General features: G+C 70.9%; 21 protein-coding genes. 6 read left to right on the forward strand and 15 right to left on the reverse strand.

Going from position 1 to position 18398, the window contains the following annotated elements:
* Positions 1-208: 208 nt before the first annotated feature.
* Genes BLT44_RS09960 through BLT44_RS09970 form a run of 3 tightly spaced genes read right to left on the reverse strand, consistent with a single transcriptional unit; the run spans position 209 to position 2771 of the window.
* Positions 209-1003, reverse strand: coding sequence for a phosphatase PAP2 family protein (locus BLT44_RS09960; RefSeq protein WP_010157241.1), 795 nt, complete (start codon positions 1001-1003; stop codon positions 209-211).
* Complete coding sequence (locus BLT44_RS09965; protein WP_040504986.1) at positions 1000-1854, reverse strand: TrmH family RNA methyltransferase; 855 nt, start codon at positions 1852-1854, stop codon at positions 1000-1002. The genes BLT44_RS09960 and BLT44_RS09965 overlap by 4 nt, the downstream gene beginning before the upstream one ends.
* Positions 1851-2771 (reverse strand): alpha/beta fold hydrolase, encoded by a 921-nt coding sequence (locus BLT44_RS09970; protein WP_010157239.1) that lies wholly within the window; start codon positions 2769-2771, stop codon positions 1851-1853. Before BLT44_RS09970 ends, BLT44_RS09965 begins: the two co-directional genes overlap by 4 nt.
* Positions 2772-2913: 142 nt before the next feature.
* Here BLT44_RS09970 and BLT44_RS09975 point away from each other — a divergent pair, with 142 nt between their 5' ends.
* A complete protein-coding gene (locus tag BLT44_RS09975; protein WP_010157238.1) occupies positions 2914-3612 on the forward strand; it encodes an exonuclease domain-containing protein in 699 nt (232 codons plus the stop codon).
* 75 nt (positions 3613-3687) lie between these two features.
* Here BLT44_RS09975 and BLT44_RS09980 read toward each other — a convergent pair whose 3' ends face one another.
* Both BLT44_RS09980 and BLT44_RS09985 read right to left on the reverse strand, forming a co-directional pair.
* Positions 3688-3936 (reverse strand): type B 50S ribosomal protein L31, encoded by a 249-nt coding sequence (locus tag BLT44_RS09980; RefSeq protein ID WP_010157237.1) that lies wholly within the window; start codon positions 3934-3936, stop codon positions 3688-3690.
* Between the two features lie 121 nt (positions 3937-4057).
* The gene (locus BLT44_RS09985; protein ID WP_010157236.1) at positions 4058-4849 is read right to left on the reverse strand and encodes an ABC transporter ATP-binding protein; all 792 of its coding nucleotides are present in this window, start codon (positions 4847-4849) and stop codon (positions 4058-4060) included.
* A gap of 24 nt (positions 4850-4873) precedes the next feature.
* Between BLT44_RS09985 and serB the strand changes: the two genes are divergently transcribed.
* The gene (gene serB / locus BLT44_RS09990) at positions 4874-5524 is read left to right on the forward strand and encodes a phosphoserine phosphatase SerB (RefSeq protein WP_010157235.1); all 651 of its coding nucleotides are present in this window, start codon (positions 4874-4876) and stop codon (positions 5522-5524) included.
* 15 nt (positions 5525-5539) lie between these two features.
* On the opposite strand, the gene BLT44_RS09995 is transcribed toward serB, so the two are convergent.
* Together BLT44_RS09995 and fabG are read right to left on the reverse strand one after the other, a co-directional pair.
* Positions 5540-6349, reverse strand: coding sequence for an isocitrate lyase/PEP mutase family protein (locus BLT44_RS09995; RefSeq protein ID WP_010157234.1), 810 nt, complete (start codon positions 6347-6349; stop codon positions 5540-5542).
* 79 nt (positions 6350-6428) lie between these two features.
* Positions 6429-7139, reverse strand: a complete 711-nt coding sequence (gene fabG / locus BLT44_RS10000; RefSeq protein WP_010157233.1) for a 3-oxoacyl-ACP reductase FabG — start codon at positions 7137-7139, stop codon at positions 6429-6431.
* Positions 7140-7272: 133 nt separating this feature from the next.
* On the opposite strand from fabG, the gene BLT44_RS10005 reads away from it, so the two are divergent.
* From BLT44_RS10005 to BLT44_RS10020, 4 genes are read left to right on the forward strand one after another with little or no spacing between them, the layout of a single operon-like run.
* Positions 7273-7647: a DUF3099 domain-containing protein gene (locus tag BLT44_RS10005; RefSeq protein ID WP_010157232.1), complete on the forward strand. Its 375-nt coding sequence runs from the start codon at positions 7273-7275 to the stop codon at positions 7645-7647.
* Positions 7644-7889 carry a hypothetical protein gene (locus BLT44_RS10010; protein WP_010157231.1) on the forward strand — a complete coding sequence of 82 codons (246 nt, stop codon included), beginning with the start codon at positions 7644-7646 and terminating at the stop codon, positions 7887-7889. Before BLT44_RS10005 ends, BLT44_RS10010 begins: the two co-directional genes overlap by 4 nt.
* Positions 7882-8814, forward strand: a complete 933-nt coding sequence (locus BLT44_RS10015) for an SURF1 family cytochrome oxidase biogenesis protein (RefSeq protein WP_010157230.1) — start codon at positions 7882-7884, stop codon at positions 8812-8814. Before BLT44_RS10010 ends, BLT44_RS10015 begins: the two co-directional genes overlap by 8 nt.
* On the forward strand, positions 8807-9739 hold the full coding sequence (locus BLT44_RS10020) for a cutinase family protein (protein WP_010157229.1): 933 nt from the start codon (positions 8807-8809) through the stop codon (positions 9737-9739). The genes BLT44_RS10015 and BLT44_RS10020 overlap by 8 nt, the downstream gene beginning before the upstream one ends.
* A gap of 66 nt (positions 9740-9805) precedes the next feature.
* Here BLT44_RS10020 and BLT44_RS10025 read toward each other — a convergent pair whose 3' ends face one another.
* The 8 genes from BLT44_RS10025 to sufC all read right to left on the reverse strand — a co-directional run bounded on the left by BLT44_RS10025 (position 9806) and on the right by sufC (position 18397).
* Positions 9806-11404 carry an ABC-F family ATP-binding cassette domain-containing protein gene (locus BLT44_RS10025; RefSeq protein ID WP_010157228.1) on the reverse strand — a complete coding sequence of 533 codons (1599 nt, stop codon included), beginning with the start codon at positions 11402-11404 and terminating at the stop codon, positions 9806-9808.
* A 156-nt stretch (positions 11405-11560) separates the two neighbouring features.
* Complete coding sequence (locus BLT44_RS10030) at positions 11561-11896, reverse strand: hypothetical protein (RefSeq protein ID WP_143026038.1); 336 nt, start codon at positions 11894-11896, stop codon at positions 11561-11563.
* A gap of 620 nt (positions 11897-12516) precedes the next feature.
* Positions 12517-13236 (reverse strand): 6-phosphogluconolactonase, encoded by a 720-nt coding sequence (gene pgl, locus BLT44_RS10035; RefSeq protein ID WP_074690179.1) that lies wholly within the window; start codon positions 13234-13236, stop codon positions 12517-12519.
* A 13-nt stretch (positions 13237-13249) separates the two neighbouring features.
* Entirely contained in the window at positions 13250-14704 is a 1455-nt protein-coding gene (gndA, locus tag BLT44_RS10040) for an NADP-dependent phosphogluconate dehydrogenase (RefSeq protein ID WP_040504985.1), read from the reverse strand.
* Complete coding sequence (locus BLT44_RS10045) at positions 14701-15639, reverse strand: glucose-6-phosphate dehydrogenase assembly protein OpcA (RefSeq protein ID WP_010157224.1); 939 nt, start codon at positions 15637-15639, stop codon at positions 14701-14703. The genes gndA and BLT44_RS10045 overlap by 4 nt, the downstream gene beginning before the upstream one ends.
* The gene (zwf, locus tag BLT44_RS10050) at positions 15636-17171 is read right to left on the reverse strand and encodes a glucose-6-phosphate dehydrogenase (protein ID WP_010157223.1); all 1536 of its coding nucleotides are present in this window, start codon (positions 17169-17171) and stop codon (positions 15636-15638) included. Before zwf ends, BLT44_RS10045 begins: the two co-directional genes overlap by 4 nt.
* Positions 17172-17270: 99 nt before the next feature.
* A complete protein-coding gene (locus BLT44_RS10055; protein WP_010157222.1) occupies positions 17271-17621 on the reverse strand; it encodes a metal-sulfur cluster assembly factor in 351 nt (116 codons plus the stop codon).
* Positions 17622-17638: 17 nt separating this feature from the next.
* Positions 17639-18397 (reverse strand): Fe-S cluster assembly ATPase SufC, encoded by a 759-nt coding sequence (gene sufC, locus BLT44_RS10060; protein ID WP_010157221.1) that lies wholly within the window; start codon positions 18395-18397, stop codon positions 17639-17641.
* Position 18398 lies beyond the last annotated feature (1 nt).

An 18398-nucleotide genomic window follows, 5' to 3' on the forward strand; every position in this document is an offset into this window, starting at 1 on the left:
TGGCGCGAGCGCGAGCTGTCACGTGTTGTTGCGAGTCGTCGCGAGCTCACGCGCCGGGGAGCGCTGGGTGCTCGCGGCGGCGGTGGCGCTGTTGCAGGAGGAGCGTCAGCGCACGGCGCGCGTGGGGAGTCAGCGGGCGCCCGCCCACGATTGAGCTGACATAATATAGATTATCATGCACGTATCGAGGAGCGCGCCGAGGTGCGGATCAGGCCGCGCGACGGCCGGCCAGCAGCAGCATCGTGCGCGCCGCCAGCGCGCCGGCACCGACGCCGCCGAACTCGCCGGCGCTGAGCATCAGCGCCGAGCTCTCGTTCGCCACGGCGATGCCCACGAGCACCACGGCGGCCGCTACGCAGACCCACCCGACGATCGCGAGCCCCACTGATGTGCTGCGACCGAGCACGACGGGCCCGCGCGACGTCGGAGGAAGGATGAGCGCCGCAAGCGCGAACGCCGCGACGGCCAGCGCGATCCCGCCGTAGACGTCGCTGGGCCGATGCCACCCGTAGGCGAGCAGCTGCCACCCGACCGCCGCGATGAGGGCCGCGCCGCCCAGGGCGACGAAGGCTCGCACACGACTCGGCACGGCCCAAACGAGGGCGCAGCTGATCGCGGCGAAGACCGTCATATGGCCGCTCGGGAACGTGTTCGCCGCATCGAGTTCGAAGAGCTCGGGCCGCGTCAGCAGACGCAGCTTCAGCAGCTGCGCCGCGACGATCGCCGCCGCGGGAATCGCCGTGACGACGAGCGCCCGACGGAGGCCGTGCGACGCCCAGGCGACCACGCCGACGACCGCGAGCGCGATCGCGATCGTGGGAACGGAGACCAGGTTGAGCGGCGCGGGCGGGGTGAAGGTGAACTCTGCGGCGTCGAGCACGCTCTCCTCTGCGCGCTGACCGAGCACGTTCCTCACGCCGAGCACGTACGACGCGACCCCGACGACGGCCCAAAAGGCCAGGAACCAGACGGCTCGTCGCCGCCCCGCGCTCGAACCGGTCACGCGCCGTCTCCCCGCCGCGCTCCGTCGTCGTCGCGACCGCGGGCGTCCGCGGTGCGCGCGGCCCACAGCGCGAGCGCCGCCGCGGTCGACACGTTCAGCGAATCCACGCCGTGCTCCATCGGAATCACGACCGAACGCGTCGCCGCTGCGAGCGCGCGGTGCGTGAGGCCGGCGCCCTCGGTGCCGAACATCAGTGCGAGACGCTCGGGCAGCACGTCCACGTACGTCGCGAGATCCTCCGCGTCGTCGCGCAGCGCGAAGGCGGTGAGCTCGTACCCCGCGTCTCGAATCAGGGGACCGGCCTCGCGCCAGTCGGGCAGTCGCGCCCACGGCACCTGCAGCACCGCGCCCATGCTCACGCGCACGGCCCGGCGGTAGAGCGGGTCGGCGCAGGCCGGCGTGAGCAGCACCGCGTCGGCACCCAAAGCCGCGACCGACCGGAAGATCGCGCCCACGTTGGTGTGATCCGCCAGGTCTTCGAGCACCACCACGCGCTTCGACTCCCGCAGGAGCGTCTCGGGATCGCGGGGCGCCGGTCGATGCATGGACGCGAGCGCGCCTCGATGCAGGTGGAACCCGGTGAGCTCTGCGAGCTGGTCGGTCTCCCCCACGAAGACGTCGACGTCGGGGAACGCCGCGAGCAGCGGCTCCACCCGGGCAATCCACTCCTCGAGCAGCAGCACCGACCGGGGCCGGTGCCCGGCGCGCAGCGCCCGTTCGATCACCTTCGGCGACTCGGCGAGGTACAGGCCCTCCTCGGGCTCCCGCACCCGGCGCAGCGCGACATCGGTGAGCTGCGTGTAGTCGGCGAGCCGCGGGTGAGAGAGGTCGTCGATGCGCGTCACTCTCACGCGCGCTCCTCCCCCGACGCCGACGCGGGAATCGATGCGGACGCCGACGCGACCGAGAGCGGCGCGATGAAGTCGACCGCGTACGCGGCGGCGTCGTTCACCGCCTCGTAATGCACGAGATGGCCGGATCCCGGCACGATGCGGAGCTCGGAGCCGGGCACGCGCCGATGCAGCTCGAGCTGTCGCACGAGCGGGGTGATGTCGTCGCGCTCTCCCGCGATGATGAGCGTCGGCATCGCGAAGGCGTCGGAGAACTCGGGGACGGTGTGCGACACCGATGCCCGGAACGCTTCGAGCAGCGTCGTCGGGTGCGCGAACGTGCTGAAGTACCGCGCGTGCTGGTCGTGGATCCAGGCGCGCAGTTCGCGATCCCCCGTCTTGGCCATGACCTCGCTCATGACGCGCACGATCGCCGCGTTGCCGAGGAGCGCGCGTGCGGCCCGCTCGGGCAGCAGGTCGGCGGCGCGGTAGTAACCGATCGCGAGCCGGGTGAGGGCCGCCTGCGGTCCGGAGAGCGCGGGCGACGAGATCGGGTTGATGAGGAGCAGCCGTCTCGGCGTCAACCCGCCGGCGATCGCGCACGCGACCACGAGCGACCCGAACGAGTGGCCGAGCACGTCGAAGCCGTCGGGCGCGACGGCCGAGGAGAAGGCGCGCAGCCACTCGCCGTAGAGCTCGAGATCGTGGGTGCGCCCGAGAATCGCCGCGCTCTCGCCGAACCCCGGAAGGTCGGGCACGATGATGCGCAGCTCGGGCCGCAGCGCTGCGATGCGCATCGCTATGCCCTCGAGCCCGTGGTGATCGCCCCGGAACCCGTGGACGAGGATCAGGGTCTCCCCCGCCTCCGCGCCGTACTCCCAGGCGCGAGTGTCTGCACCGAGTGCGGGGATGCGGAGAGCGCGGGGGGCGTGGATCACGGAGACGATTCTACTGAGACCCCCTGACAAGCTCCTGCCGCTGCCGGGGCGCCCGCCGGCGCGGCGACAGCGCCGACGGGCACCGCCCGAGACGCCGGCGCCCCCGACGATCGCTACGATCGACAGAGACGAAAGGAACTCCGTGACCGAAACGCTTCCGCTGTGGGCCACCGACCTCGCCGTGTTCGACACCGAGACGACGGGAGTCGATACCGCGCACGCCCGCATCGTGAGCGCATCGATCGCCCTGCTCGGCGCGGGCGGCGAGGTGTCCGAGCGCTACGACTGGCTGCTCGACCCCGGTGTCGAGATACCCGCCGCCGCGGTGCAGGTGCACGGCATCAGCAACGAGATCGCCCGCACGAGCGGCATCGCAGCGTCGGTCGGCGTGCGGCAGATCGTCGATCAGCTGATGGAGATGATCGAGCGCGGGTTCCCGATCGTCGCCTACAACGCGCCCTTCGACCTGACGCTGCTGGCGGCTGAGGCGGCACGGCACGGGGTGCCCTGGCCGTCGGACGTCTCCCCCGTGCTCGATCCGCTGATCCTCGACAAGCAGCTCGACCGCTACCGCAAGGGCAAGCGCACCCTCGAGGCGGTGGCCGCGCATCACGGCGTCGAGATCGGCAACGCGCACGACGCCGGCGACGATGCGATCGCCGCCGGTCGCGTGCTCCAGCGCATCGCCGCGAAGTACGCGGACGTCGTGCCCGATGAGCTCGACGAGATCCATCGACTGCAGGTCGGCTGGGCGGCGGCGCAGGCGGCGAGCTTCCAGGAGTACATGCGACGGGCCCGCAATCCGTCGTTCGTGGCGGACGGCCGGTGGCCGATCCGCTGAGCGGGGCCGAGCACGGAAGAGGGCCGTGCGATCCTCATCGGATCGCACGGCCCTCTTGCGGTGTGCAGCTTCGGATCAGGCGCCGAAGCCCTTGAAGCGCTTGTTGAACTTCTCGACGCGGCCGGCCGAGTCCATGATGCGCTGCTTGCCCGTGTAGAACGGGTGCGAGGCGCTCGAGATTTCGACATCGATCACCGGGTAGGTCTCGCCGTCGAGCTCGATCGTCTTCTCGCTGGTGAGCGTCGACCGGGTGAGGAACGTCTCCCCCGACGCGAGGTCGCGGAAAACGATTGCGTTGTACTCGGGGTGGGTATCGGTCTTCATGAGAGTTCCTTCGTGTTTGCCTGGGAGTGAGCGTGTAGCAGCACGCTCGGAGGTCTTGGGATCGGCGATTGTGATCGCACCAAAGCGCTACTCTACCAGACCCCGGGGAGAACGGGCTCGCTCAGGCCGTCGGGCGCGCCACGGCCGCGTAGCGCCCATCGGCCTCTGACAGATCGAAGGGCATGCCGAACGTCGACTCCAGAGCGGCCGCCGTGAGGGTCTCGGAGATCGGCCCCGCCGCCTCGATCCTGCCCTCCCGCATCAGCAGCACATGCGTGAAGCCCGGGGGGATCTCCTCGACGTGATGCGTCACCATCACCATGGCCGGCGAGGACGGGGACGCGGCGAAGCCCGAGAGCATCTGCAGCAGGCGCTCGCGCGCGCCCAGGTCGAGATTCGCGCTCGGCTCGTCGAGCAGCAGCAGCTCGGGATCGGTCATCACGGCGCGCGCGATGAGCGCGCGCTTCCGCTCGCCATCGCTCAGGGTGCCGAACGCCCGGTCCGCGTAAGCGCCGAGATCCCATTCGGCGAGGATGCGCTCGGCCTGGCGCACGTCGATGCTGTCGTACTCCTCGTTCCAGCGCCCCTCGACCGAGTACGCGGCGGTCAGCACCACGTCGCGCACGAGCTCGCTCGCGGGAATGCGCCGCGCCGCGGTCGAGGAGACGAAGCCGATGCGGTTGCGCAGCTCGAACACGTCGACGCGGCCGAGGCGCTCGCCGAGCACGTCGACGCTTCCGCGCGTCGGGTACTCCCCCGCGGTCGCGAGCTTCATGAGCGTCGTCTTGCCGGCGCCGTTCGGCCCGAGGATCACCCACCGCTCCGCATCGTCGACCGACCAGTCGATCCCGTCGAGGATCGGCCTGCCGTTGCGCACGTAGGAGACATCGGTGAGGCGGAGCACAGTGACCATGGGCCTCAGCCTATCCTGGGAATCATGACTTCTCCCGGCATCACACGCCCCCTCGTCGTGCTCGACTGCGACTCCACCACGATCCAGGACGAGGTGATCGAACTGCTCGCGGACGCCGCGGGGAGCCGCGCCGAGGTGGCGGCGGTGACCGAGCGCGCGATGCGGGGCGAGCTCGACTTCGCCGAGAGTCTGCGCGAGCGCGTCGCGACGCTCGCGGGCACACCGGAGTCGGTGTTCGCCGAGGCCTACGCGCGCGTCAGGCCCACGCGGGGCATCGGCGAACTCGTCGCCGCGGTGCACGAGCGCGGAGGCCGCGTCGGCGTCGTCTCGGGCGGTTTCCACGAGGTGCTGGATCCCCTGGCCGCCGATCTCGGAATCGACCTGTGGCGGGCCAACCGCCTCGAAGTGGTCGACGGGGCGCTGTCGGGTCGCACCGTCGGCCCGATCGTCGACGCAGCGGCGAAGGCCGCGGCGCTGCGGGAGTGGGCGGCGGAGGCGGGGATCCCGCTGTCGGCGACGATCGCCATCGGCGACGGGGCGAACGACCTGGAGATGATGGCGGTCGCCGCGATCGGAGTGGCGTTCAACGGGAAGCCGGTCGTGCGCGAGCGCGCAGACGTCTCCATCGCCGACGATCTGGCGCTCGCGATCCCCCTCCTCGACCGGCTCTCCTGACCCGGCGGCCCGTGCTCAGAAGTTGTTGAGCGCCTCGGTGCCGTCGGGGATGACGCCGTCGGCGAGCAGCGATTCGCCGAGACGCTTGAGCGCCGTGAGCGCCACATTCTGCGGCATCGGGCCGTACGAGACGCGTGCGACGCCGAGCGACTCGTACTCCGCCGCGGTGAGCGCGCCGGGGAGCCCGATGACGCTGATCTTGCGCTCGCCGATGCCCTCGACGAGCGCTCGCGTGTCGTCGGCGTCGAGCACGCCGGGCACGAAGACGCAGGTCGCGCCCGCGTCGAGGTAGGCGCGCCCCCGCTCGACGGCGTCGGCGATCGACGCTTCGCGCGGCCGGTCGCCGCCGCGCACCAGCGCGTCGGTGCGGGCGTTCAGGGCGAAGCGCACGCCCTCCTGCTCCCCCGCCTCGATCGCCGCGCGCATGATCGCGACCGACTCGTCGAGCGGGCGCAGGCGATCCTCGATGTTCGCCCCCGAGGCGCCCGCGCCGATCGCGCGCCGCACCGTCTCGCCGGCGTCCGCGAACCCGCCGTCGAGGTCGGCGGTCACGGGGAGATCGGTGGCCGACGCGATGCGCGCGATGGCGTCGATCATGAGCTCGAGCGGAATCTGCTCCCCGTCGGCGTACCCGTGGCTCGCCGCGATGCTGTGCCCCGCCGTGGCGATCGCTCGGGTGCCCGGGAGCTGCGCCACGACGCGGGCGCTCACCGCATCCCAGACATTGATGACGCGGAGGGCCTCGGGCGCCGCGTACAGATCGGCGAGGGTCTGCGCGTCGACGGCGACGCGGGCCAGTGAACGGGTCTGCTGTGGTGTGCTCATGCGCTCAGGCTACTGGTCGCGGGGGCGCGGACGGAAGGGTGCGCCACCGCCACCGCCACCGCCACCGCCACTGCCGGGGTCAGTGCCCCATGCCCAGTCCGCCGTCGACCGGGATCACGGCGCCCGAGATGTACGCGGCGTCGTCGCCCGCGAGGAAGGACGCGGCTCCCGCGATCTCGGCGACCTGCCCGAAGCGGCCCGCGGGGATCGACCCGAGGTACTGCTGCTGCTGAGCCTCGGGCAGCGCGGCCGTCATGTCGGTCTCGATGAATCCCGGCGCGATGACGTTCGCGGTGATGCCGCGCGAGCCGAGCTCCCGGGTGAGCGAGCGCGCGAATCCGACGAGGCCGGCCTTCGACGAGGAGTAGTTGATCTGCCCCGGTCCGCCGTACAGGCCGACCACGCTCGAGATCAGGATCACCCGGCCGAACCGACCCTTGAGCAGCCCTTTCGCGGCGCGCTTCACCACGCGGAAGGTGCCGGTCAGGTTCGTGTCGATGACGCTGGTGAACTCCTCCTCCGTCATGCGCAGCAGCAGCGTGTCCTTCGTGATCCCGGCGTTCGCCACGACCACCTCGACCGGGCCCAGCTGCGCCTCGATCTCCGAGAACGCCGCGTCGATCGAGGCCGCATCCGTCATCTCGGCGCGCACGGTCAGCGTCCCCTCCGGCCCGGAGCCCGAGCGGGAGGTCACGGCGACCCGGTGGCCGTCGGCGAGCATGCGTTCGGCGATCGCGTAGCCGATGCCGCGGTTGCCGCCGGTGACGAGTACGGTGCGCGAAGTGGGCATGGGAATCCTTCCGTCTGAACAACTGGCGTCCAGCCTACCGATGCAGGGCGTCGGCGAGCGGGGCGGCGCGCTGCGATCCCGGGGCGGGGATTCAGCTGAACGGCGTAGTCTGGGCACGACGGAGAAGGGGCGAATGGCCAAGAGTTACGACGTGACGTCGGCGGGGGTGAACCCGGCCGAGGATCGCGCGCACCGGATGCGCATGTACTTCATCGCGATGTCGCTCCGCGTCGCCTGCGTGGTGTCGCTCTTCTGGGTGCGCGACTGGTGGGTGCTGCTGTCGGCGGCGGGGGCCATCATCCTCCCCTGGTTCGCGGTGCTCGTCGGCAACGCGGTCGCGCACGGCGGCGAGCAGGTGCCCGACCAGCCGGAGCCGCTGCGGCTCGAGGCCGCCGAACCCGAGCCCCTCGACGCGAGCGATGCCGCCCACGAGGTGATCGTGATCGACGTCGACCCCGAGCGCCGCGGAGGCGGCGGACACGCCCGAGAGCCCGGGGCGGCGCAGTGAGCGGCATCGCGACGCCGTCGCTGACGCTCGGCGACGCACCGGAGCGGCGCTTCGAGTGCTCGCGGGCGGGGTGCCGGGAGGAGGCGCGGTGGGCGATCCTCTGGCGCAACCCGAAGATCCACGGCCCCGAACGGCGCAAGACGTGGCTGGCCTGCGACGAGCATCGGGAGACGCTGTACGCTTTTCTGGAGGCCCGGAGCTTCCCGCTCGAGGTGCGCGCGGTGGGAGAGCTGGATGACTGACCATGGGACGATCGACCGGAGCGCGCCGACGGAGGCGGCCCCGTCGGCTTCGGCGCACGAGCGCGGGGAGCCGGCGCGCGTGGGGTGGTCGTTCCTGCGCTCGGGACGCTGGGCGGGGTACGCCGCGATGCTGCTGATCTTCTCGATCGCGTGCGTGCTCCTCGGCAACTGGCAGTTCGAGCGCCGCGCTGAGGCCCGCGCCGAGATCGACCGCATCGACAACAACTACGACGCCGAGCCGGTCGCACTCGCGCAGGAGCTGCCGGAGCTGTCGCAGTTCGACGAGGATCGCCAGAAGTGGCGCACGGTGCGCGTCGAGGGCGAGTACGTCGGCGACCCGTTCCTCGCCCGCAACCGACCGGGCCCCGGCGGCGTCGGCTCCGACCTGATCCAGCCGTTGCGCACGGCGGAGGGCGCGACGTTCTTCGTCGATCGCGGGTGGGTGCCGATCGACGGCGCATCGGCCGATGACGTCGACCCCGCCGACCTGCCCCTCCCCCCGAGCGGGCCCGCGGTGGTCGAGGCGCGTCTGCGCGCCTCCGAGCCCGAGATCCCGGGCCGCACAACCGCGGGGCGAGCGGTCGCGAGCATCGAGCTGCCCGAGCTCGCCGCACTGGCGGGCGTCGCCGACTCTGCCTACACGGGCGCCTACGGCATGCTCGTCAGCGAGACGCCGGAGGCGGAGCACGGCGTGCTCCCCGCGAAGCCCGAGCGCGACGAGGGCCCGCACCTGTCGTACGCGGTGCAGTGGTACATCTTCATCGCGATCGCCGCGATCGGCGTCGTCTACGCCGCGCGCCGCGAGTACCGCACGTTGAACGTCGGCAGCGACGAGGTGCGCGAGCTCGACCGCAGAACGGCCGAGCGGAAGCGTCGACGGGGGCCGAGCGACGCCGACGTGGAGGACGCGCTGCTCGATGGGTGATCTGCTGATGCGTCGCCGCTCGCGACGCCTGCTGCTGCCGTGCGCGCTTCTTCTCGGAGCGGCTGCGCTCGGCGTCAGCGGCTGCGCGGCGCCCGTCGATCCGTCGGAGACCCGCGAATCGCTCTCCGAGGTCACCGAGAATCCGGCACCGCCGAAGGCCGACGAGCTCTACGACGCCGAACTGCACCCCGAACCCGTCGTCGACCCCGTCGACTGCGACCCCTACCTGGTGGTCACTGCCCGCGGCACGGGCGAGCCGAGCCAGGGTCAGCTGCTCTCCCCCGTCGCCCGCACCGTGTCGCAGGCCCGCCCCGGCGACGTCGAGGTGCTCGACCTCGACTACCCCGCAGACACCGACATCAAGGAGGGCGGCACGATCGGCGTGCGCACCCTCGTCGACGTGCTGCGGGTGCAGGCCGAGACGTGCCCCGCCCAGCGCTTCGTACTGCTCGGCTACTCGCAGGGGGCTCTCGTCGTCGGCGACGCGCTCGCCTCGCCGGAGGACCGCATGGTCGGCCCGACCGTGGGATCGGTCGACGAGGAGACGCTCGGCCGCGTGCTCGCCGTCGTGCTGTACGGCGATCCGCGATTCGTCGGCGACGAGGAGTACAACGTGGGCAGCTACGACGTGGAGACCGACGGGCTGCTCCCCCGCCCCGACGGAGCGCTCGATGCGGTGGGCGAACGCATGCGCGACTACTGCGTCGCCGGCGACTTCATCTGCCAGAGCAGCCTCGACTTCGACGAGGAGCCGCACGTCGAGTACTACTCGAACGGCATGCAGGGCGACGGCGCCGCGTTCGTGATCACGCGGCTCGACCGTGCGGGCACGGACCTCGGACGGGAGTCGGGTGACGAACCGGGCGACGCGGACGAGCGTGCGACGCCGACGCCGACTCAGGCACCGACGCCAACGCCTCGCTGAGATCGTCGTCGCTCGGACGCCGACGCCGCCACTCAACGATCCGGGCGTGGAACTGCGGCGCGCCGCCTAGGCGAGCTCGATGAGCTCGAGGTACTCCTTCGACCAGTGATCCTCGGTCGCATCGGGCATGATCAGTACGCGCTCGGGGTTCAGCGCCTCCACGGCGCCGGGATCGTGCGAGACGAGCACGACGGCGCCCGTGAAGTGAGCGAGGGCGTCGAGCACCTCCTCACGGCTGGCCGGGTCGAGGTTGTTCGTGGGCTCGTCGAGCAGCAGCACGTTGGCGCTCGAGACGACGAGCATGGCGAGCGCGAGGCGCGTCTTCTCCCCGCCGGAGAGCACCCCCGCGGGCTTGTGCACGTCGTCGCCGGTGAACAGGAAGGAGCCGAGCACGCGACGCGCCTCCGTCTCGGTGAGGTGCTGCGACACGGAGACCATGTTCTGCAGCACGCTCGCCCGCACGTCGAGCGTCTCGTGCTCCTGCGCGTAATAGCCGACCTTCAAACCGTGGCCCGCGATGAGCTCGCCCGTGTCGGGCTCGTCGACGCCCGCGAGCAGGCGCAGCAGCGTCGTCTTGCCCGCACCGTTGAGCCCCAGCACCACGACCTTGGACCCGCGGTCGATGGCGAGGTCGACTCCGGCGAAGATCTCGAGCGAGCCGTACGACTTCGACAGCCCCTCGGCCATGAGCGGCGTCTTGCCGCACGGCGACGGGTCGGGGAAGCGCAGCTTCGCGACGCGCTCCACCTGGCGCTCGTCTTCGAGCCCGGCGAGCATCTTCTCGGCGCGGGCGACCATCTGATGCGCCGCCGCGGCCTTCGAAGCCTTCGCACCGAAGCGCGCGGCCTGATCCTTCAGCACCGACGCCTTCTTCTCGATGTTGCTCCGCTCCTTGCGGCGCCGCTCCTCGTCGGCGGCGCGCTGGCGCAGATACAGCTTCCAGTTCATGTTGTAGATGTCGATGACCTGGCGGTTGGCGTCGAGGTAGAAGACGCGGTTCACCGTCTCGCCCACGAGATCGATGTCGTGGCTGATCACGATGACGCCGGCCTTCGAGTGCTTCAGGAACTCGCGCAGCCACACGATCGAGTCGGCGTCGAGGTGGTTCGTCGGCTCGTCGAGGATCATGGTGTCGGCGTCGGAGAACAGGATGCGCGCGAGCTCGATGCGGCGCCGCTGACCGCCCGAGAGCGTCTTGAGCGGCTGGTCGAGAATGCGGTCGGGCAGCCCGAGGTTGTTCGAGATCGAGGCCGCCTCCGATTCGGCCGCGTAGCCGCCGAGCGCCTGGAACCGATCGGTGAGGTTGCCGAAGCGCTTCATGGCCTTCTCGGCGACGGCCGGATCGCTCGACCCCATCTCCTCCGTCGCCTTCGCGATGTTCTGCTGCAGCGTGCCGAGCCCGCGTGCGTCGAGAATGCGGTGCCGCGCGATCTGCTCGGGGTCGCCCGTGCGGGGATCCTGCGGGAGGAATCCGAGTTCGCCGGTGACCTTGATCGCGCCCTCCGCCGGCTGCAGCTCCCCCGACAGCGTGCGCGTGAGCGTCGTCTTGCCGGCGCCGTTGCGGCCGACGAGGCCGATCTTGTCGCCGGGGTTCACGCGGAACGTGACCCCCGACATGAGACGGCGGGCGCCGACGTCGATGGCGAGGTCTTCGACGGAAATCATGGTGTAGGGCTCCTAGATCGTGCCGACTCAGCGCATCTCGGGGAGACGTTCTCGCACCAGGGCTGAGCGAATGGGCAACCTCGCCATTCTAGCCGCTCGCGCGTTCGGGCGCTCGCAGGCCCGTTCCGGGCCCGGGCTGCACGCCCGCTCTGCACATCACTCGCCCTCCAGTCGCTCGAGGTGCCGGTGGAACTGCGCGATCGCGCGCTCCCGGTCGGCGAGCAGCTCCCGCTCCTCGGGGTGATCCCGGAAGTATCGGACGAGTGCTGCCGTCACCATCGGGTCGGAACCGAGATAGCGCACGCTCACCGCTGCGAGCTTGCGTTCATCGGCGCCGAGCAGCACCAGGTGCGGGCCCAGCAGCCGGTGCACCGCAACGGTCGCATGGGCCACGTCACGCCAGCGGACGTGGCGCAGGGTGCCTTCACCGGCGGTGATGATCCGCTGCGGGGTCAAGTGGAGGCCGGAGGGCTCCTCCGTCTCCTGGCGCACCTTGCGAACCATATGTGCGAGAGAGAACACGGCGGCCGCGAAGGCCACGAGCATCGAACGCGGCACCTGCTCAGAGCAGCCATCGCTCCGTACTGCACGAGGGCGAACAGGACGAGTGCGACGGCTGCTCCGGCCCACAGCATCGTCGCGGCGAAGGCGGTCCATTCGAGGGCGAGTGCCCTGGGCGAGTGCAGGCTGAGGCGCGGCGGCGCGGTATCGATGATGATGCGCACGGCGCCCGGGCGATACGCGGATGGGAAGGCGAGCGAACTCATCAGCACCAGACAGCACAGCAGCGTGCCGATCAGGAACGTGACGAGTGCCCAGGCGCTCTGAGCACTCGCCGCTTCGTGCACCGAGTACACTGCGACGGCGACCGCGACAATCGCGGCGACGACGTTCGTCCGTCGGGACGGGTACGGATCGGATCGAAGCCCAACCCGAGCGGGCAGGCCGTCGAACGATACGAGCGTCGTCGCGCGGCTCGGCGAAGTGCTCGTTCTGGCGATGCGGGGCTCCCGCGCGATACCCCCAGTATCGGACGGACGCGGAGTGTGCATTGTGGCTTACCTTTCGATAACCACCCCCCCGGTCGAGAATAGGGGAAGCGCTCCCCGCCCTCAACTTCGCGCGCTCAGCGCCTCGCTGTCGGCCCACAGCACGGTCTCACGCGTGCCCGAGACCCGGGCGGCCGGGAGCAGCGGTTCGCGAGCGGCGAGCACGCGCTCGACCGCCTCCGCCTTGCCCGCGCCCGCTGCGATGAGCCAGACGCGTTCGGCGCGGCGCAGCGCGGCGAGCGTCAGGGTGACGCGCTCCGGCGGCGGCTTCGGCGAGTGGCGGATCGCGAGGGCCGCGGGCGCGTCGGCGCCGACCGCCTCGAGCTCCTCCCGGCCGGGGAAGAGCGACGCGATGTGGCCGTCGGGCCCCACCCCGTTCAGCGCCAGGTCGATCCGGCCGATGCCGTCGACCACCTCCGCGTACGCCGCGGCGGCCTCGTCGAGGCCGACCCCGGAGTCGGAGGCCGCGAACCGGTGCACGAGCGCCGGGTCCACGGTGGTCGCAGCGAACAGCGTGCGGTCGGCGAGCAGATCGTTGCGATCCTCGTGACCCGCCGGGGCCCAGCGCTCATCGCCCCAGAGGAAGCGCACGCGGGCCCAATCGACCTGCTCGAGCTCGTCGTGCGACGCGAGCGCGGAGAGCACCCGCTCGCCCCCGGTGCCGCCGGTGAGCACGATGCAGGGCACTCCGCCGTCGGCCTGCCGCGAGCTGCAGACCGAGATGATCTCGCTCGCGGCCGCTCGTGCGAGCTCGTCGAGCGAGCCGTGCTCTTCGATGCGCATCGTCGCCTCCGGGCTATGCCGGGATCTCGCTGCGGTCGCCCGACCAGAGCGTGTGGAACGCGCCCTCGCGGTCGATGCGACGGTAGGTGTGCGCTCCGAAGAAGTCCCGCTGCCCCTGCACGAGCGCGGCGGGGAGCCGCTCGGCGCGCAATCCGTCGTAGTACGCGAGCGACGACGAGAACGCGGGTGCGGGAATGCCGGCAGCCGTGGCGTGCATCACGACGCGGCGCCAGGCCTCCTGCCCCCGCGCGAGCGCGTCGGCGAAGTACGGTGCTCCCATGAGGAGCGCCAGGTCGGCGTCGGCCGCGTATGCGTCGGCGATGCGGTTCAAGAACTGCGCACGGATGATGCAGCCCGCGCGCCAGATGCGCGCGATCGCGCCGAGGTCGATCGTCCACCCGTACTCAGCGGCCCCGGCTCGGATCTCGTCGAAGCCCTGCGAGTACGCAACGATCTTCGAGGCGTAGAGCGCCTGCCGCACGTCCTCGATGAACGCCGCCTCGTCGTCGACGGCGATCCCGCGCGCCGGGCCGGGAAGCCCGGCGGCGGCGGCGCGCTGCTCAGGGCGCGACGAGAGCGATCGGGCGAAGGTCGCCTCCGCGATCCCCGACACGGGAACCCCCAGGGCGAGGGCCGTCTGCACCGTCCACGCGCCCGTGCCCTTCGCACCCGCCTGGTCGAGGATCACGTCGACGAGGGGCGCTCCGGTCGCGGCGTCGTTCTGGCGCAGCACCTCTGCGGTAATCTCGATCAGGTACGACTCCAGCTCGCCGCGATTCCACTCGGCGAAGATGTCGGCGATCTCGGCGGGCGACTTGCCCGTGCCCCGGCGGATCAGATCGTAGGCCTCGGCGATGAGCTGCATGTCGGCGTACTCGATGCCGTTGTGCACCATCTTGACGAAGTGCCCAGCGCCGTCGTGGCCGACGTGCGTCACGCACGGCTCCCCCTCTGCCACCGCGGCGATGGAGCGCAGGATCGGGCCGAGCGTGCGCCACGCCTCGTCGGAGCCGCCGGGCATGATGCTCGGCCCGTTCAGCGCGCCCTCCTCGCCGCCCGAGATGCCGGCGCCCACGAAGTTGATGCCCGTCGCGCGCACGGCGCGCTCGCGGCGGATCGTGTCGGGGAAGTAGGCGTTGCCGCCGTCGACGATGATGTCGCCGGGCTCGAACACCTCGACGAGGGCGTCGATCGTCGCGTCGGTGGCCGCGCCCGCCTGCACCATGATGATCGCGGTGCGCGGCTTCTGCAGCGAGGCTGCGAACTCCGCGTAGCTGAACGCGGGCACGAACCCGGCCTCGGGGTGGGCGGCGACGAGCGCCTCGGTGCGCTGCGGGCTGCGGTTGAACACCGCCACGGTGTTGCCCTCGCGGCTCGCCAGATTGCGCGAGAGGTTCGCGCCCATCACGGCGAGGCCGACGACTCCGATGTTCGCTGCGGCTTCAGTCACGCTCGCTCCTTCGTTCATGCGTCAGTGTGTGGGGTGCGCGCGGCGCGGCTGCGCGCGAGCTGTTCGAGTACTCGGCCGTACATCACGTCTTCGCCCAGGCCGCGCAGCTCCTCCGCGAGGCACTCGCTGAGGGTGCGGCGCGGCAGCACGATCTGGTGCGTGGGCTGGCCCGGCTGGCTGAGTGCGGCGTGCACGGGCGACAGGCGCTTGAGCACGGCGTCGCCGGTGCTGCGGCGCAGAGTCACCGAGTGCAGCCCCTCCGCGTGCAACTCGCGCGCGAGCAGCGTGCAGGTGGTCGGCACGCCGAGCGAGAGCTCGAGCCACGCGGCCAGCAGCTCCGTCGAGGGCGACGCCTCGGAGCCGACGACCTCGACGGCGGTGACGGGCTCGAAGGGCGGCTGATCGAGCACGGCGGCCAGGTACTCCCGCCACCGCGTCAACCGGGTCCACGCGAGATCGGTGTCGCCCGCCGAGTACCCGGCGACGCGCACGTCCCACCCCGAACCGCCGGGTGCCGCAGCGTCGGTGATCCGGCGCTGGCCGATGCGGCCGAGCGGATCGGCGCCCGGGCGATCCGGAGCCTCCTCGGGCCACCAGACCGCGACCGGCGCGTCGGGCAGCAGCAGGCCCGTGACGAGCGCCTCGACGCCGCTCGCGACCTCCCCCGAGGCCCGCAGCACGATGACATCGCTCGCGCCCGCGTCGGCACCGACGCGGATCTCGGCGTCGAGCCGCGCCTCCGCCTCCGGGCGGCTGAGCAGCACGATGACGCGCATCGGGTGCTCGCTCGACGCGTGATTCGCGGCGGCGATCGCCTGCTCGTCCAGGTCGCCGGATGCGGAGATCACCAGCGTCAGCACATGGCCGAGCGCCGACACCCCGCTCTCCTGCCGCATGGAGACAAGTCGGCGCGTCACCGCGCTGACGGTCGTATCGGGCAGACTCTCGATCATGGGCGCCTCCAAGTGCGACCGTCTCGGGCGAGCATCTCATCAGCCGATGCCGGGCCCCACGATCCGGGAACGTACTGCTCAACGGGTCCGTCGTGCGCCGCCCAGTGCCGCTCGACCGGGTCGAGGATGCGCCACGAGAGCTCGACCTCGGCCTGACGGGGGAACAGCGGAGCATCGCCGAGCAGCACGTCGAGGATGAGCCGCTCGTAGGCCTCGGGGCTCGCCTCGGTGAAGGCGTGGCCGTACCCGAAATCCATCGTCACATCGCGCACGCGCGTACCGCTCCCGGGCACCTTCGCGCCGAAGCGGATCGTGATCCCCTCGTCGGGCTGCACGCGGATCACGAGCGCGTTCGATCCCTGCTCGGAGCGCTGGGCCTGCGCGAACAGATTGCCCGGCTCCTTGCGGAAGACCACGGCGATCTCCGTGACGCGCCGCCCGAGGCGCTTGCCGGTGCGCAGATAGAACGGCACGCCCGTCCAGCGCCGCGTATTCACGTTGAGCTTCATCGCAGCGAACGTCTCAGTGCGCGACTGCGGGTCCATGCCCTCCTCGTCGAGGAACCCGTTGACGAGCTCGCCGCCCTGCCATCCCGAGGCGTACTGGCCGCGCGCGGTCGAGGCCTCGAGGTCGTCGGGCAGCGACACCGCCTCCAGCACCTTCTCCTTCTCGGCGCGCAGGTGCTGGGCCCCGAGGCTGATGGGCTGCTCCATCGCCGTGAGCGCGAGCAGCTGCAGCAGATGGTTCTGGATGACGTCGCGCGCCGCTCCGACGCCGTCGTAGTAGCCGGCGCGACCGCCGACGCCGATGTCCTCGGCCATCGTGATCTGCACGTGGTCGACGTAGTTGCGGTTCCATATCGGCTCGTACATCGCATTCGCGAAGCGGAGGGCCAGAATGTTCTGCACCGTCTCCTTGCCGAGGTAGTGGTCGATGCGGAAGATCGAGTCGGCGGGGAACGCCGACTCGAGCACGTCGTTCAGCTCGCGGGCCGACTTCAGATCGTGGCCGAAGGGCTTCTCGATGATCACCCGCCGCCAGCGCTGATCGTCTCCCGACCGATCCACGAGACCCGAGCTCGACAGATGCTTCGCGACCTCCGGGAAGGCCGTCGGAGGGATCGAGAGGTAGAACGCGTGGTTGCCCATGGTGCCGCGCTCGCGATCGAGCGTCTCCACCGTGTCGCGCAGCCGGTCGTACGCCTCGGGATCGCCGAACTGGCCCTGCACGAAGCGGATCCCCTCGGCGAGCTGCTGCCACGTCTCCTCGCGGAACGGCGTGCGCGCGTACTTGCGCACGGCGTCGTGCACGATCTCGGCGAAATCGCGATCCTTCCAGTCGCGCCGCGCGAACCCGACGAGCGCGAAACCGGGGGGGAGCAGGCCGCGGTTCGCGAGATCGTACACCGCGGGCATGAGCTTCTTGCGCGAGAGATCACCGGTCACGCCGAAGATCACCAGCGAGCTCGGGCCCGCGATGCGGCTCAGCCGCGGATCGTCGGCCGAGCGGAGGGGGTTGGAAGGAAGCTGCATCCCAGCCTTTCTAGAACGACGCGAACCCGGGGGCGGTCACGACGCGCCGCGGTGGTGCGACCCCCGGGGTCGCACCACCCGCGCGTGCATGCGCCGACCTCAGATCGCGAATCCGAGCGCCCGCATCATGTCGCGACCGTCGTCGGTGATGCGCTCCGGCGTCCACGGCGGCATCCACACCCAGTTGATGCGGAACGCCGTGACGAGTCCGTCGAGGGCTTCGGCGATGTCGTTCTCGATCACATCGGTCAGCGGACAGCCGGCGCTCGTGAGCGTCATGCTGATCACGAGCGCGTCGTGCTCCTCGTCGAAGGCCAGATCGTAGATCAGCCCGAGGTCGACGATGTTCACGCCGAGCTCGGGGTCGGAGACGTTCTTCAACGCCTCGTAGGCCTGCTCGCGGAACTCCGGGTCGATCGACTGGGGCGCCGTCGTGGTTTCCTCGCTCATGGGGACCAGCCTACGCCTTACGCGCTTGCGAGGAAGCGGTCGTAGCCCTCTTCCTCGAGGCGGTTCGCCAGTTCGGGCCCGCCCTGCTCGGCGACGCGGCCGTTCACGAAGACGTGCACGAAGTCGGGCTGGATGTAGCGGAGGATGCGCGTGTAGTGGGTGATCAGCAGCACGCCGAGGCCCGTGTTCTCCTTCGCCCGGTTCACGCCCTCCGAGACGATCTTGAGCGCGTCGACGTCGAGGCCCGAATCGGTCTCGTCGAGCACGGCGAACTTCGGCTTCAGCAGTTCGAGCTGCAGGATCTCGTTGCGCTTCTTCTCGCCGCCCGAGAAGCCCTCGTTGACGTTGCGCGCGGCGAACGACTCGTCCATGCGCAGGTTGCCCATGGCCTCCTTCACATCCTTCATCCACGTGCGGATCGCGGGCGCCTCGCCGTCGATCGCCGTCTTCGCCGTGCGCAGGAAGTTCGCGTTGGTGACGCCGGGGATCTCCACCGGGTACTGCATCGCGAGGAAGAGGCCGGCCTGCGCGCGCTCGTCGACCTCCATCTCGAGCACCTCCTCGCCGTCGAGCAGGATCGACCCGCCCGTGACCTCGTAGCGGGGGTGCCCGGCGATCGCGTAGGCGAGCGTCGACTTGCCCGAGCCGTTGGGGCCCATGATGGCGTGGGTCTCGCCCTGCTTGATGGTCAGGTCGACACCCTTGAGGATCTGCTTGGCGCCCTGCTCGGTCTCGACGCTGACCTGCAGGTCCTTGATTTCAAGAACGGAGCTCATG

This window comes from Leucobacter chromiiresistens (assembly GCF_900102345.1).
GTDB classification, from domain to species: domain Bacteria; phylum Actinomycetota; class Actinomycetes; order Actinomycetales; family Microbacteriaceae; genus Leucobacter; species Leucobacter chromiiresistens.

Bases quoted from the DNA above. Each gene is read 5' to 3' on its own strand.
- BLT44_RS10020 (WP_010157229.1), top strand. From the start codon at position 8,807: ATGGGTGATCTGCTGATGCGTCGCCGCTCGCGACGCCTGCTGCTGCCG.
- BLT44_RS10005 (WP_010157232.1), top strand. From the start codon at position 7,273: ATGGCCAAGAGTTACGACGTGACGTCGGCGGGGGTGAACCCGGCCGAG.
- sufC (WP_010157221.1), bottom strand. From the start codon at position 18,397: ATGAGCTCCGTTCTTGAAATCAAGGACCTGCAGGTCAGCGTCGAGACC.
- BLT44_RS10055 (WP_010157222.1), bottom strand. From the start codon at position 17,621: ATGAGCGAGGAAACCACGACGGCGCCCCAGTCGATCGACCCGGAGTTC.
- BLT44_RS10015 (WP_010157230.1), top strand. From the start codon at position 7,882: ATGACTGACCATGGGACGATCGACCGGAGCGCGCCGACGGAGGCGGCC.
- BLT44_RS10025 (WP_010157228.1), bottom strand. From the start codon at position 11,404: ATGATTTCCGTCGAAGACCTCGCCATCGACGTCGGCGCCCGCCGTCTC.
- pgl (WP_074690179.1), bottom strand. From the start codon at position 13,236: ATGCGCATCGAAGAGCACGGCTCGCTCGACGAGCTCGCACGAGCGGCC.
- BLT44_RS10045 (WP_010157224.1), bottom strand. From the start codon at position 15,639: ATGATCGAGAGTCTGCCCGATACGACCGTCAGCGCGGTGACGCGCCGA.
- BLT44_RS09985 (WP_010157236.1), bottom strand. From the start codon at position 4,849: ATGGTCACTGTGCTCCGCCTCACCGATGTCTCCTACGTGCGCAACGGC.
- fabG (WP_010157233.1), bottom strand. From the start codon at position 7,139: ATGCCCACTTCGCGCACCGTACTCGTCACCGGCGGCAACCGCGGCATC.
- gndA (WP_040504985.1), bottom strand. From the start codon at position 14,704: ATGAACGAAGGAGCGAGCGTGACTGAAGCCGCAGCGAACATCGGAGTC.
- BLT44_RS09995 (WP_010157234.1), bottom strand. From the start codon at position 6,349: ATGAGCACACCACAGCAGACCCGTTCACTGGCCCGCGTCGCCGTCGAC.
- serB (WP_010157235.1), top strand. From the start codon at position 4,874: ATGACTTCTCCCGGCATCACACGCCCCCTCGTCGTGCTCGACTGCGAC.
- BLT44_RS09980 (WP_010157237.1), bottom strand. From the start codon at position 3,936: ATGAAGACCGATACCCACCCCGAGTACAACGCAATCGTTTTCCGCGAC.
- zwf (WP_010157223.1), bottom strand. From the start codon at position 17,171: ATGCAGCTTCCTTCCAACCCCCTCCGCTCGGCCGACGATCCGCGGCTG.